General features: G+C 47.4%; 13 protein-coding genes. All 13 read right to left on the reverse strand.

Annotated features, from left to right (window positions below; genetic code table 11):
• The coding region (locus AC5V8P_RS16725; RefSeq protein ID WP_495473731.1) for an L-aspartate oxidase at positions 1 to 862 on the reverse strand (862 nt) is incomplete at its 3' end.
• Positions 863 to 1141: 279 nt separating this feature from the next.
• Positions 1142 to 3181, reverse strand: a complete 2040-nt coding sequence (ftsH, locus tag AC5V8P_RS16730) for an ATP-dependent zinc metalloprotease FtsH (RefSeq protein WP_063208377.1) — start codon at positions 3179 to 3181, stop codon at positions 1142 to 1144.
• 97 nt (positions 3182 to 3278) lie between these two features.
• On the reverse strand, positions 3279 to 3818 hold the full coding sequence (hpt, locus tag AC5V8P_RS16735; RefSeq protein ID WP_063208375.1) for a hypoxanthine phosphoribosyltransferase: 540 nt from the start codon (positions 3816 to 3818) through the stop codon (positions 3279 to 3281).
• Positions 3819 to 3865: 47 nt separating this feature from the next.
• Positions 3866 to 5314 (reverse strand): tRNA lysidine(34) synthetase TilS, encoded by a 1449-nt coding sequence (tilS, locus tag AC5V8P_RS16740; RefSeq protein WP_064795713.1) that lies wholly within the window; start codon positions 5312 to 5314, stop codon positions 3866 to 3868.
• Positions 5315 to 5379: 65 nt separating this feature from the next.
• Positions 5380 to 6318: a protein kinase domain-containing protein gene (locus tag AC5V8P_RS16745; RefSeq protein WP_064795714.1), complete on the reverse strand. Its 939-nt coding sequence runs from the start codon at positions 6316 to 6318 to the stop codon at positions 5380 to 5382.
• Complete coding sequence (locus AC5V8P_RS16750; protein ID WP_064795715.1) at positions 6302 to 7051, reverse strand: vWA domain-containing protein; 750 nt, start codon at positions 7049 to 7051, stop codon at positions 6302 to 6304. The genes AC5V8P_RS16745 and AC5V8P_RS16750 overlap by 17 nt, the downstream gene beginning before the upstream one ends.
• A 126-nt stretch (positions 7052 to 7177) precedes the next feature.
• The gene (gene spoIIE / locus AC5V8P_RS16755) at positions 7178 to 9685 is read right to left on the reverse strand and encodes a stage II sporulation protein E (RefSeq protein WP_081276726.1); all 2508 of its coding nucleotides are present in this window, start codon (positions 9683 to 9685) and stop codon (positions 7178 to 7180) included.
• 506 nt (positions 9686 to 10191) lie between these two features.
• Positions 10192 to 10707 (reverse strand): S1 domain-containing RNA-binding protein, encoded by a 516-nt coding sequence (locus tag AC5V8P_RS16760; RefSeq protein WP_063208367.1) that lies wholly within the window; start codon positions 10705 to 10707, stop codon positions 10192 to 10194.
• Between the two features lie 123 nt (positions 10708 to 10830).
• Positions 10831 to 11160, reverse strand: coding sequence for an FtsB family cell division protein (locus tag AC5V8P_RS16765; protein ID WP_063208365.1), 330 nt, complete (start codon positions 11158 to 11160; stop codon positions 10831 to 10833).
• Between the two features lie 4 nt (positions 11161 to 11164).
• The gene (yabQ, locus tag AC5V8P_RS16770; protein WP_063208363.1) at positions 11165 to 11743 is read right to left on the reverse strand and encodes a spore cortex biosynthesis protein YabQ; all 579 of its coding nucleotides are present in this window, start codon (positions 11741 to 11743) and stop codon (positions 11165 to 11167) included.
• Positions 11740 to 12024, reverse strand: a complete 285-nt coding sequence (gene yabP / locus AC5V8P_RS16775; protein ID WP_063208361.1) for a sporulation protein YabP — start codon at positions 12022 to 12024, stop codon at positions 11740 to 11742. Before yabP ends, yabQ begins: the two co-directional genes overlap by 4 nt.
• A gap of 179 nt (positions 12025 to 12203) precedes the next feature.
• Positions 12204 to 12482 carry an RNA-binding S4 domain-containing protein gene (locus tag AC5V8P_RS16780; RefSeq protein ID WP_016818913.1) on the reverse strand — a complete coding sequence of 93 codons (279 nt, stop codon included), beginning with the start codon at positions 12480 to 12482 and terminating at the stop codon, positions 12204 to 12206.
• The gene (locus AC5V8P_RS16785; RefSeq protein ID WP_007428028.1) at positions 12482 to 12754 is read right to left on the reverse strand and encodes an HU family DNA-binding protein; all 273 of its coding nucleotides are present in this window, start codon (positions 12752 to 12754) and stop codon (positions 12482 to 12484) included. The genes AC5V8P_RS16780 and AC5V8P_RS16785 overlap by 1 nt, the downstream gene beginning before the upstream one ends.
• Between the last annotated feature and the right edge of the window lie 327 nt (positions 12755 to 13081).

A 13081-nucleotide genomic window follows, 5' to 3' on the forward strand; every position in this document is an offset into this window, starting at 1 on the left:
TGGGTGCAAGCTCCAGCCGAGAATCATATCTGTCCATGAAGCGTTCTCCATGAATGTTGCGTAACACGGCCCCTTCTCCCCGTACGGCTTCGGAAATAAGAAACCTTGGAGCCCCTGGATGGCATAACGCCGTAGGATGAAACTGTATGAACTCCATATCCCGTACAACCGCCCCAGCGCGATATGCCATAGCAATACCGTCCCCAGTTGCGATCTCCGGGTTAGTCGTATAACGGTATAATTGCCCGCTACCTCCTGAGCACAAAATTGTTGCATTTGCAGTGATATACGATCTCTCTCCATCGGGCATTTGGACGAGGGCCCCAATACACTCCCCATGCTCAGTCAGCAGGTCGATGACCATACACTCTTCCCACACCTCAATACCGGGATGAGCAGCAACCTGCTGTGACAAGGCACGCACGACTTCATAACCGGTGGCATCTCCATTTGCATGCAAGATGCGACGATGACTATGTGCCCCTTCTCGTGTCAGCGCTAGTTCACCACCCGCGCGATCAAAGGCCGTTCCCAACCGTATTAACTCTTGAATACCGTCTGGACCTTCATGCACAAGTGCTTTGACCGCCTCGGGTTCACATAGACCTGCACCAGCAATCAGAGTATCTTCCATATGATAAGCCGGTGAGTCCTCGTCTGATGTGACAGCAGCAATGCCTCCTTGAGCATAACGAGTGTTGCTTTCCATTAAACTTTTCTTGGTAATCAGCAGTACTTTCCGATTCTCCGCAGCCTTAATCGCCGTATATAAGCCCGCAATGCCAGAGCCGATAATTAAGACGTCGGCTTCCAATTGGTTCAATCCCGCTACATCAAAATCAACTAGATACCTTGGAATCATGCCTTCACCTGATTTCACAGAAGAATAGCGCACACCATAGTTGTACAGTATGCGCTCACGGAATATGTTCAAAATGATAGAAAGTCGATTGCAGCGGCTGTTGTCCTTTTAAGCTAAGTATGCGACAGCCGTTTATTTAACACTAAATGTACACAACGTTCCTGTGTCTGTCAAATCACGTTAGCAATAATCCCCCATATCTAAAAAAGCTTCGGAAAACCAATAGGACCTGGTTTCCCGAAGCTTACATATATGCTTTTTTAGCTATCCATCCGATGATCAGGTTGTTGTCGGTGGAGTACCGCCCGAATTGCCTGAATTGTTATCATCCTCAGGTTTTTGCAGATTAGGGATATCGTTCGGTTGATCCGTTGTATTCTTAGGCTCCTCATCCTTGCCTTGAATACGTACACGAACATCTCCGATGTTGTCGATCACAGGCTCACCGTTTTCTGGTGTTCCTTCTCCCTCATTCGTATTGCCGTCCAAAGAACCTGTCTCGATCAAACGTTTGATTTGTTCAAGCTCCAGAGTTTCTTCTTCCAGCAAAGTTTGAGCGATCAAGTGAACCTCTTTGGAATACTTCGTCAGGAGTTCTCTAGCACGCTCATAAGAGTCAGTGATGAAGCGATTCATCTCCTGGTCAATCTGATAAGCGATCTGGTCACTGTAGTTCTGCTCATGACCGATGTCCCGTCCAAGGAATACTTGACCTTGGGAAGTTCCGAACTGCATCGGACCGAGCTTCTCACTCATACCGTATTCCACGATCATGCTACGCGCAATGCTTGTCGCTTGTTGGAAGTCACTATAGGCTCCCGTTCCGATCTCACCAATAAACAGCTCCTCGGAAACACGTCCACCCAACAATCCAGTGATTTTATCCAGCAATTCCTGCTTCGTTGTCAGCATGCGGTCTTCCTTCGGAAGCATGATGACATATCCGCCTGCACGTCCACGTGGAATGATGGTTACCTTGTGAACCATATCGGCATTTTCCAGGAAGTAACCGATAATCGTATGACCTGCTTCGTGATAAGCAACAATTCGTTTCTCGCGGTCACTGATGACGCGACTGCGTTTTTCAGTACCTACGATAACACGGTCGATCGCTTCATCTACTTCTCGCATCGAAATATCTCTGCGGTTGCGGCGAGCCGCCAGCAAGGCTGCTTCGTTCAACAGATTTTCCAGATCAGCGCCCGTAAAGCCTGTTGTACGCTTCGCGATAACGTCCAATTTAACATCCTTCGTTAATGGTTTGTTGCGTGCATGTACATGCAATACCGCTTCGCGACCTTTAACATCTGGACGGTCAACCGTAATTTGACGGTCAAAACGTCCGGGACGAAGCAAGGCTGGATCTAGAATATCCGGACGGTTAGTAGCGGCAACGATGATGATACCTTCGTTTGCGCCGAATCCATCCATCTCTACGAGCAATTGGTTGAGCGTTTGTTCACGTTCATCATGTCCGCCACCCAATCCGGCGCCACGTTGACGTCCAACGGCATCAATTTCATCAATGAAAATGATACAAGGTGCGTTCTTCTTCGCATTCTCGAATAGGTCGCGAACACGGGAAGCACCGACCCCGACGAACATTTCTACAAAGTCAGAACCCGAAATGCTGAAAAATGGCACTCCTGCCTCACCTGCAACAGCTCTAGCCAAGAGTGTTTTACCTGTACCCGGAGGGCCCACTAACAGGACACCTTTTGGAATACGAGCGCCCACAGCCGCGAACTTACGTGGGTCCTTCAAGAATTCTACGACTTCGACAAGCTCTTGCTTCTCTTCGTCAGCCCCTGCTACGTCTTCGAAGGTAACCTTCTTCTTCTCTTCGTTATACAGACGGGCTTTGCTCTTGCCAAAGTTCATTACTTTGCCGCCACCGCCCTGTGCCTGATTAAACAGGAAGAAAAACAACAGGAACATGATCACCAAAGGAATGATAGAAGTCAAAAATGTCAGCCAAATGCTTTCGCCTTCCATTTTCTTCTGTACGTATTCAAACCCGTTCGCTTCGCTGGCATTCACCAGTTCACTTAGTGCTTGATCCGTTGGCGGAACGTACACGGAAAAATTGGTTGATTTAGCATTAGCCGGCTGCTTCTTATATGCACCGGTTACAAGATAGGCGTAACCGTCAAATTGGACCGTTACTTTAGAGATGTTATTAGCTTTAACCTCTTGCCGTAATTGGTCATATCTAGGGAGATCGGAGGCTTCGTTACTGTTGCTAACAAACTGAACGATACCCACCACAACTAAAAAAAGAATCAAATAAAAACCAGAATTCCGGATGAACCGATTCATCCCCTACCTCCTCTCGAGACACTTAAGTTATTTTACCATAGCCTGTAAGCCCTTCTCAACAAAGGGCCCTATTTAGTCCTAGGACTGGAGGCTGAGATTAGCTGGTGTAGATTTCCGGCTTCAAAATCCCTATGTATGGGAGGTTCCGGTAGTGCTCGGCATAGTCCAGACCATAGCCGACAACAAAAGCATCCGGAAGTGTAAACCCGGTATAATCAGCTTGAAGATTAACGGTCCTGCGTGCAGGCTTGTCGAACAAGGTCACGACACATACCGATTTGGCATTACGGTTCTTAAGCAACTCAATCAAATGTGTCAGCGTCAGACCACTGTCGATAATATCTTCGACAATCAGAACATCGCGTCCTTCTACTGAAGCGTCCAAATCTTTGATGATTTTAACGACGCCTGATGATTTGGTGGATACTCCATAACTAGATACAGCCATGAAATCGAGTTCCAACGGCACCGTAATAGCTTTAACCAAATCTGCCATAAAGATAAACGCACCTTTCAGCACGCAAATCACCAATGGGTTTTTTCCTTCATATTTCACGCTAAGCTGTGCGCCCAATTCCTTGATTTTAAGCTGAAGTTCTTCTTCACTGATCAATACTTCCTGAATATCATTTTGCAACGGTGTAAACCTCCTAAGTTTATACTATGAAAGCCGTTCCTGCGCAATTACCGGTGCCCTGGACTCTCTCGTCTTTGCCATGACATATATATAACCGAAGACGTGTGCTTTTGCACCGCAGCATGTACAGAACGTCGTACGCCCGGGATCCAGAGAACAGCTCCAGAATGGTCGCAGACGATGGGAATAGCGGAACGCATTAAAGGAGGTATTTTTTCATCAATAAAAATATCTTTAACCTTTTTTCTCCCCTTTAATCCCATTACATACATGGTATCTCCAGGTAATCGCGAGCGTACAGTCAACGGCAGAGTCAATTGATCTGCGTCGAACCACGCTTCTTCCTCATTCACTGGACGGTTTCCGTCCCAATAGGAAGCTCTTCGCCACCGGAGTATACCCCCTGCTTTAGGCAACTCAAGCTCACCGGAAATAGGCAATACGCTCAGTCCATAGCTCCATTCGCCCATAACGACTTGCGTACGGTCAAACAAAACCGCCTGGTCATATTCGCGGACTCCAACCGCACCGCCGCCCAAGTCCAAGCTCCATGTAGAGGATGTCTCTTGGAGAAGTCTTAGTCGAACGGTCTCAATTTTACGAAAATCAAAATTTTCACTGTCCGAAGGCAGATAATTTAATATTAGTTTAATCAACCTCCGTTGTAAAGCAACGGATAGCTGGCGGTATGAAGCGATGGAAAACATGTACCTGCCATTATTGAAACGCACCATTTTCTCATATGCTGACAGTGTGGCTGCCTCCATAAAATCATTTTCGTCAGCCATTGTTTCCGCCAACCGATTCAGGGAGGGTGTCAGTTGCTCATTATATTGCCCCAAAAAAGGGAGCACATCCATGCGGATAGCATTACGACGATATTTAGATGATAAATTAGTGCTGTCTGTCACATAGGAAAGGCCATAAAAGTTGCAATATGCAATCAAGTCAGCCTTGTACATACGAAGCAGCGGGCGAATGAGTTGCACATTTTTTTCCTTCCGTGCCAAACGCATACCCGCCAAACCCGCAGGTCCGCTACCGCGCAGCAAGTGCAAGAGAACTGTTTCAGCTTGATCATCGCCATGGTGAGCCATTGCAATATGCTGTGCCTCCCACTTCGCAGCTGTCTCATGTAAGAAGCTGTACCGCAGTTCACGGGCTGCCTCTTGGGGACCCTTGCCGCTCTCCTCCATATAAGCTGGTGCATCAACTCGAATCATCTCAAATGGAAGATTGAGCTTTCGGGCAAATTTGTGTACCTCTTCAGCCTCCGCATCCGATTCCGCTGGTCTGAAGCCATGATGAACATGTGCGCAGACGAGTTGTAATGGCATATGTATAACAGATATTTCATGTAAAATGTGCAAAAGGGCCACCGAATCCGGCCCACCGGATACAGCAACCACAATGCGGTCTCCGGGGCTCCACAGTGAATGTTCTCGCGCCAAAGCGAGCACTTCCTGTACAACACCGGTCGGTTTTGTTGTTCCCATTCACGACCCTCTTTTCTCCCGACCGTAAAGATAATGATTTCTGTAATCTTATGTAAGTCATGCTGCTACCTTAACGCAATCCAGAGCGCTCCGGCAAGCAGCAAAAGCGATACCGTAAAAGCATATCCCAGCCAGCGTGGATTTCCTCTTTTGACAGACGATTGCCTGACATGTGCGGAAGCCAGACGCGACCATGCTCGGGCTGCCACACGAGTATCGGAATATTCTCCACGCACAGCACCCAGCAGCCATTCGGCGTAGGGGCGCAATATACGGCTGCGACGGATGATGACCGTCAATTCTGCCGTGTTACGTAGCTGTGGCAGCCTGCTCGCGGCTGCCTTTAGCGATTCGCTCTCCAATATATGAATGGTTAGGAGAGCAAAGGCAAACAGGTCATACTGGGGATCAGCATTTCGGCTACCCGCATTCCAGAATCCCCTGTCGTACCATTCTGTAAATTGTTTAACACTCCGACCTGCAAGGGACACTCCACCATAATCAATCAACTCAGCCTCTCCATAGGCATTGACCAATATATTCTGAGGCTTCAGGTCGCCAAACACCCATCCTGCCTGATGGAGATCGGCCAGACGATTCAGTATGCCAGTTCCAGCCACACCATACCACTCCGACCCTTTGGCTGCCACAAATTTATGAAGCGGATCTCCCTTAACATACCGCATAACATAAAAGGGGATCTCCCCATTGCGTAACACTACATCATCCACCTCAAACAAAAAGGAAGGATTTCCATTCCGCTGGAGGGCAGCTTGTGTCCCTTGAGACTGTAATGTGGTCAGCACATTAATCTCCGATTGCAAATCTAGCGTGTTTCTTCCCATTTTGAGAGCAAATTGCCGATCGGCCTGTGCTTCTTTTACCAAATATACAGTTCCGTTCGCCCCCCGGCCCAGCAAGCGCTGAATGACATAGCTGCTCCGCTTCCACTTGCCCTTGATGACCGTTCCGGGTGCAAGAACGGGATCAGACGACGTAGTCACCGAGCATCCCTTCTCCTTTGCCATAGGATTCTTCCAGATCTTTCTGTTCCCCTAGTGTAACATATCGGTAATAATCAATCACTTGTAAAATGGCTGGTCCTGTCGGTGTCGCTCCTTTCATCCGCAAGCGACCAAATATCGATTTGATCTGGTCCAGCTCAGAGGTCCATCCGATATCCATAACTGCGTCTTCTCCCATTCGTCCGCCTGGGAAATGAAATACAGATATACGACTGAGTCCGCTTCTGGACTGTAAGCTGAGCATTAAATCGCGGATACTGTCCTCTACAGCAGGCAGCTTGGGCTTCATGCTTGCACTTGCATCAATGAGCAAGGCAATTTCCAGAGGGCTTGTTTCTGTCAGTTCATCCATAACCTCTACCACTTGAGCTCGTTTGGCTGGAGGCAGTTCGCCGATATGCCGGGCACCGCCCTCACCTAAAATGTGCGTTAACTCTCTATTAACCGCCTGCTGAATCGTTTGAACCACCGTTTTGCGCGTTATCATTTGCATGGTTTGCGCCAACTGCTTCGTACCAACGATTTGGCTAAACCCACCCCCTGCTTTAGCAATCTCTTGAATCTCTGCGCTCCCAAGCTCGCCGATCGTTCCATAGTCTATAACTCCGGCGACGTTCACTGTAATACCCTCCCGCAAAGCCTGGGCAGCCGCCACAACGGGGCTAACACCTACGTTAGAGCATCCATCTGTAATGATCAAAATTTGCTTCATCGTTTTTGGCCTCCGCTTCCTCTTAATCTATTCCGATAGATTCTATCTTTGCCTAATCCGGAACGATTCAAACGAAGGATGCGGATTTTTAAAACCGAGTAAGGAATTTCCCGGGCAATTGTTGATCTAGCTCACCGTACGTGGACGTTCCAACCATCTCATGCCAGGTACATGGAGTGTGGCCCACTCGGGGTGAAAGTGATCTATTTTACTAACAACGACCGTCATATCATCATAGATTTGATTTTGTTGGTATCGGATAACCCGTTCTAGCAAACAATCAGCCAGTTCCTGTGGATCCTCACTTTCAATCTCCTGAATCATGCGTTTCATCCATATTTCTTTATTAACTGCATAACCTGGTGAATCGTATATACCATCTGTAATCATAATGAGAATATCTCCCGGCTGAAGCTGCAGCGACACCAAATCAACTTCGATATCCTGTATAATACCAATTGGTAAATTGCTGGCAGATACAGGAATGACCTCCTCCCCTCTTTTAATAAAGCTTGGCGTAGATCCAATCTTCATAAAGGTTGTCCGGGCCGTATACTGATCAATCAATGCCATATCCACCGTAGCATACATTTCCTCAGGTGATCGGAGCATCAGGACAGAGTTAACCGACTTGATTGCCAATTTTTCATCCATACCCGATTGCAGTAGTTCCTCTAAAATGTTCAATGCTGCGCTGCTCTCTTGCTGCGCACGTTCTCCGTTCCCCATACCATCGCTTAAAGAGACTGCAAAAGTACCATTCCCTAGCTCCATCATGCTGTAGCTGTCTCCTGAGAAGAAATCGCCTCCTTTAGCAGCACTAGCTACTCCTGTAGCAATCTCATATGTTTTAGCAGAACCGAACATAACTGTAGCCAAGCCTTGGTGGCGATCTGCCGCCGTTTCGCGCATGACAGCTATATGCTCGTCGAGTATGTCTGACAGCAGTGGAGCAATGATTTTCCGGCATTCATCAAATCCCCTTGTATAGGCGTGGACAATCTCAATTTCAACCTGACCTGCATCCAGACTAATAATTTCGATGGATTGGATGGATAAGCCCAGTCTATCAAGAGCCTCTCGGATTTGCTCCTCCTGCCGATGCATGGTCTGCCCTTCCCGCTGAATTTCCCGCGCTAAATCCTCCATAATTTGCGATACACCTGAGAGCTGGTCAGCAACAAGCTGACGACTATCGTATACTTGGCGCTTCCACTGCATATTATGCTGGTAGAGACTATACTGCTGTTTCATGACCTGCAGGACAGCGCCTGTTTTGGCACATGCCTTGCTCCATTGCGGCGGCATCTGCTCCGGCTCCAAATCAGGATTATCCTCAATGGCACTCATCATTTCCGTCATATACTGATGGGTTTGCATAAACTTCCCGTCCCAGCACTGCTCGCACTTAAAGCAAGAGGCACATGTCCCTTCCGCCACCGCATTCATAAAGTGTTCGATTTCTCCGTCCGGTTTTGCCCCTTCACTCGCAGATATTTGATGAAAGCTGCGGGATAGCTGGCTAAATACACGGGAAAATTTCGTCACCCGCTCGGCAGTGAGATCACGAACCCTTTTGGCATACTCATGCTGGGACTTGGCGTGATCCTGTGTACCCGGGACATAGGTGGAAACCGCTTTTAAGAAACTTTTTGGAGTCATTAAAAATAATAGAATTGCCGCGCAGCTCTCCCAGGTTGATGTCAGCACGTCTCCAGTCCCATCCAGATAGATCGTCAAGATGGAGGAGCCTAGCAGCATACCAAGGGCCACTGCACCTTTCCTCCCTTCACGCAGCATCCCTGCCAGCAAACCGGCAAAAGCAAGCAGGCTCATCTGCACAATGGCGGACATATTGGCCAAACTTAATATTAAACCGGTAATCACACCGACCGAGGCACCCAGCGAAGCACCTCCCACCAGAGCAAACACCAAGACCAAATATCGTGAAAGTACATGATCTATAGACAGTGAATGAACGGTCCATCCTACTGCTCCCGTCATCACAGAGGCTAATAGAATAATAAGACACAAAATTTCTTCGTTTTTGAGCTGGCTTGCCTTCTTACGATACGTAAATAGCGGTATGGCCTGTGTGAACACCAGGGTAAGCATAAAACTGAGTACCGCATCCGTCCCCACAATGACCAGCTCATACCATGTAAAAGTGGGAGCCATCACGGCATTAAATAGATTGACCATAAACACAGACAAGAAGACCATAAGCGGGGCATAGGATAATTCCAGACGATCGAAGGTTCGTAGCCCACGATACAGGAGATAAAATACGATTAGCTCACCACCAATCATGAATAACGATGGGTAAGGAGCTAAAAGGCTGCCTAGCACAACGGATACAGCTACAGGCAGCATCAGATCACGCCGAAGGAATGTAATGACCGCAAAATAAGCGAGGGCAAAAGGAGAAAGCTCGTCCAAAATAGTGGCGCGTCCCAGTAGAACTCCCATAGCTGACAATAGCAGCATCCATCTTTGCGCGGTTACCCATTGCACCACTTTATGTGAATCGAGCCGTTTCTTGAGTCTGGAAGACCAACCTTCCGTACGCTCTTTGGATTTGGACTTTCTAGATTTTAACCCCGGAAAATGTACCACGTTCCATTTCTCCATCATGCGTCAGGCACCCCATTCATCAATTTGATGTTCCCATCTTAAACCGGAACGATTGAGAAAGTTTGTCAGAACCTCACGGCTTATTCCAAGAAATTTCCGACAAAAAAACGTTCCGCGCGAAAGGACAGACCATATCCCTGTACCCCAAGCCACGCCCGTATGGAAGCAGATGGAAGTTGTGTCTTTCTACGCTTTTGACGGCCTCTCTATGTCGGTCATCCTCATACCAAATCTAGCGATTTGCACGGAAGATAGACGGAAAACCGTTGGAGTTTGTCGGACGATTATGTCCACACGACAAAAAAAACATCCAACATTCCAAGGGATGCTTCTTGTCTTCTTCATGGAATTGCTAATTTTAAAAATGTCCCCTTACAACGTCACCCGAATGTATTATCCGCAGTCATAGCCTGCCGTATCTCTTGTCGGTAAAACGCAAAAAAAACCGTAGCAGTCTTTCGACTGTACGGTTTTCCGTGTATGGTTGATACGGTTGTCAAAGTGAATTAAACACGCTTCGCGCCGCGTCCTCCGCGTTTACCTTCGGTGTTCTTTTTCAGCGACGAAATGCGTTCCTCACTATCTTTCAGGAAGCGTGACATTTTATCCTCAAATGAAGGTTTACCCGGTGCAGGCTTGAAAGATCGGCCTCCACGATCGCGGTTGAAACCACCACCGCGTCCCTGACTTGGACCAGAACCTCCGCCGCCAAAACGGTCTCCTCCACCTGTTCCTCCTGTACGCTCCGGTCTTGGAGCTCTTGGTGGACGGGCTTCACTTGCCGGCTTATCAATCGTTTGCTTAATGGAAAGTCCGATTTTGCCGTCTTTGTCAACATTAATGACTTTCACCGTCACAACATCATTAATCTTCAGGTGGTCGTTAACATCCTTAACATAGTTATCGGCGATTTCCGAGATGTGAACGAGACCCGTGACACCTCCAGACAAATCCACAAATGCTCCAAAATGCGTGATGCCTGTCACTTTGCCCTCTAACTTGGTGCCCACTTCAATTGCCATAGAATAAAATGATCCTCCCTTAAAATATACAACCGATTTTTTTGCAAAAAAATCCCGCTGTGGTGATTTGATTATACAAAATGGCGGAACCAAGGTCAACTAAGCATTGGCCCGATAATGCTCCTATTTTTGATCTCCGATGATTGGTGTCTCTTCCGGTTTGTAAAGACCGTACTTGCTTCTGGCAATTTCTCCGATGTATTCAGGGTCCTTGAGACGATTTACTTCGGTTTGAAGCTGTTGTTCCGTTTGTGTAGCAGCTTGCTTCTGTTTTTCCTTCTGGATGAGCTGTTCATTCCGATCGGCCATAATCATGCCTTGAGAAAAAAAGGTGAATATAGCCCAACTACCAAAGGCGGCAAGCGATAGCAACCAAATCATGATTCGCCTGCGTCCGCCCGCATTGGACTTGGACGTAGGAGATGAATGGCGATCTACAGACGAATTACGCATGATACTACCCCCTTCCAAACCATCTTTTTGCTGTATTTTTCAGTCTGATACCTAGCTTTATGAGCGAATCTGGAGTTTTCCAACGCGCTATAAGTGGACCAACCAACCATAAGATCGGTTTCCAAATCGGCATCAGGATGTATATCAGCATCCTTCCTAGGAGCACAATAAGTGCCCATGTCCATCCGACCAGCTTGCGTAACAGCCGATACAGCGCTAACACCGGAAGAACAATCAGGATGCGCAGTATGCTGTTCACGATCAACGTCAGTCTGCGAACGATCTCTATTAACATTACCACAAAACGTTGGGTTGTAACACTAAAGGCCCAAAAATAGAGCCAAACCCCCAAAAGTAGTCCTAAAAAGACATAAAACCGCAGCTCACCGCGATTACTCGCGTACAGCACACGGAAAATAAACAAAGCCGAGGCCACCCAATACAGCACGTCCAACATATGAACACTCCAACGGGCAAAGTGAAAGCGGATTGACAGCACCCGGTAGCTGTCAAATACCACTCCCATAGCTATGCCCGACAACAGCATCCACGTTAATGTCAGCCATTGTGTGTAAGGATTCATCTAAAGAGCTTGCCGAATAGGCTTTTTCCGTTTTTGGCCGGGGCCCCAGGCTCCAGGTAGACGAGGGAATTGATCAGACCTTCAATGGACAGGAGCCCCTCTTCCAGACTGAGGTTTTTGATATGTAAATGTTGTCCGCGAATGGTGAGATGGCCCAGCTCGGTCTGAAGCAAAAACTCTTCACTGTCAAAGCTCTCCACATTGCTGACGCCTGAAATGTCGAGCTGCTTGCGGCTTTGCATGCGCAGATCATGGTGCTTGGACTTCCCTTGTTCAATCATGGCATGTACCCCTCCTTCTGTTCTTAGCTTATGAAGGGGAGAGCATGATTTAGAACTGCTTTGGCTTTTCACGAGCATATATTAGACGAAAGCTCATCATTCAAAAGAAAAAAGCATTCCTTCATAAAATATGAAGGAATGCCTCTATGTACAACATTATGAGAAGATCAGATGCCTGCTTACCAGTTCAAACCGTTGTCCCTAGCAATAGGCTCTTCCTTTACCAAAGTGTACATACTTGCAGCCTCGTCCTTGCGTGTAGTGTCGGCGAGCCGTTCCACTCGCACGGTCACCAGCTTCTGGCCAAATTGGACGGTGATTTCATCGCCTACTTTGACCGCACTGCTCGGCTTGGCCTCACGTCCATTCACCAGCACTCTCCCTTGTTCGGAGACGTCCTTGGCTACTGTACGACGCTTAATCAGCCGCGAGACTTTCAAGAATTTATCAAGACGCATTAGTTAACGGCTTCTTTAAGCTTATTACCGGCTTTAAAAGCAGGAACGGTCGATTCTGGAATTTCAATCGTGTTGCCGGTTTGTGGATTGCGGCCTGTACGGCTGGAACGCTTGCGCGTTTCGAAAGTACCAAATCCAATCAGTTGTACTTTGTCGCCACTAGCAAGTGCATCTGTAATTTCACCAAGAACGCCATTCAATACAGCTTCAACGTCACGTTTGCTCAAACCGCTTTTGCTGGAAATATTGTTGATCAGATCTGTCTTGTTCATAAGATAAAAGCCTCCTAAATGTCAAAAAATAATCATCACGCTACATATCCATAGATGGAGCAGACGTGAGGTCCAACTGTGGCCGAAGCCTTCCTGAATACCACTGTAACAAGTTCAACTACAAGATACAGTTATTTTCAGAATTACTACAAGTTATTCTGGCTTGTCCTTAAAAATCCTGCAATATCAGGCGTTTTTTTATTCGACCCCCAGTTAAGCCAACATCCTACTACAAAACTCTGCCCATTGGCAAGTCTGCTCAAGTTGGGCGTGTTTTGAGCCCTGCATATGTCCATTTTACTGGCCTATACAGCCAAAGATCAAATC

This window comes from Paenibacillus sp. N119s (assembly GCF_059447605.1).

Excerpts from the sequence above, each read along its gene's own strand:
- ftsH (WP_063208377.1), bottom strand. The coding sequence starts at position 3,181 with ATGAATCGGTTCATCCGGAATTCTGGTTTTTATTTGATTCTTTTTTTA.
- tilS (WP_064795713.1), bottom strand. The coding sequence starts at position 5,314 with ATGGGAACAACAAAACCGACCGGTGTTGTACAGGAAGTGCTCGCTTTG.
- AC5V8P_RS16750 (WP_064795715.1), bottom strand. The coding sequence starts at position 7,051 with ATGAAGCAAATTTTGATCATTACAGATGGATGCTCTAACGTAGGTGTT.
- spoIIE (WP_081276726.1), bottom strand. The coding sequence starts at position 9,685 with ATGATGGAGAAATGGAACGTGGTACATTTTCCGGGGTTAAAATCTAGA.
- AC5V8P_RS16760 (WP_063208367.1), bottom strand. The coding sequence starts at position 10,707 with ATGGCAATTGAAGTGGGCACCAAGTTAGAGGGCAAAGTGACAGGCATC.
- AC5V8P_RS16765 (WP_063208365.1), bottom strand. The coding sequence starts at position 11,160 with ATGCGTAATTCGTCTGTAGATCGCCATTCATCTCCTACGTCCAAGTCC.
- yabQ (WP_063208363.1), bottom strand. The coding sequence starts at position 11,743 with ATGAATCCTTACACACAATGGCTGACATTAACGTGGATGCTGTTGTCG.
- yabP (WP_063208361.1), bottom strand. The coding sequence starts at position 12,024 with ATGATTGAACAAGGGAAGTCCAAGCACCATGATCTGCGCATGCAAAGC.
- AC5V8P_RS16780 (WP_016818913.1), bottom strand. The coding sequence starts at position 12,482 with ATGCGTCTTGATAAATTCTTGAAAGTCTCGCGGCTGATTAAGCGTCGT.
- AC5V8P_RS16785 (WP_007428028.1), bottom strand. The coding sequence starts at position 12,754 with ATGAACAAGACAGATCTGATCAACAATATTTCCAGCAAAAGCGGTTTG.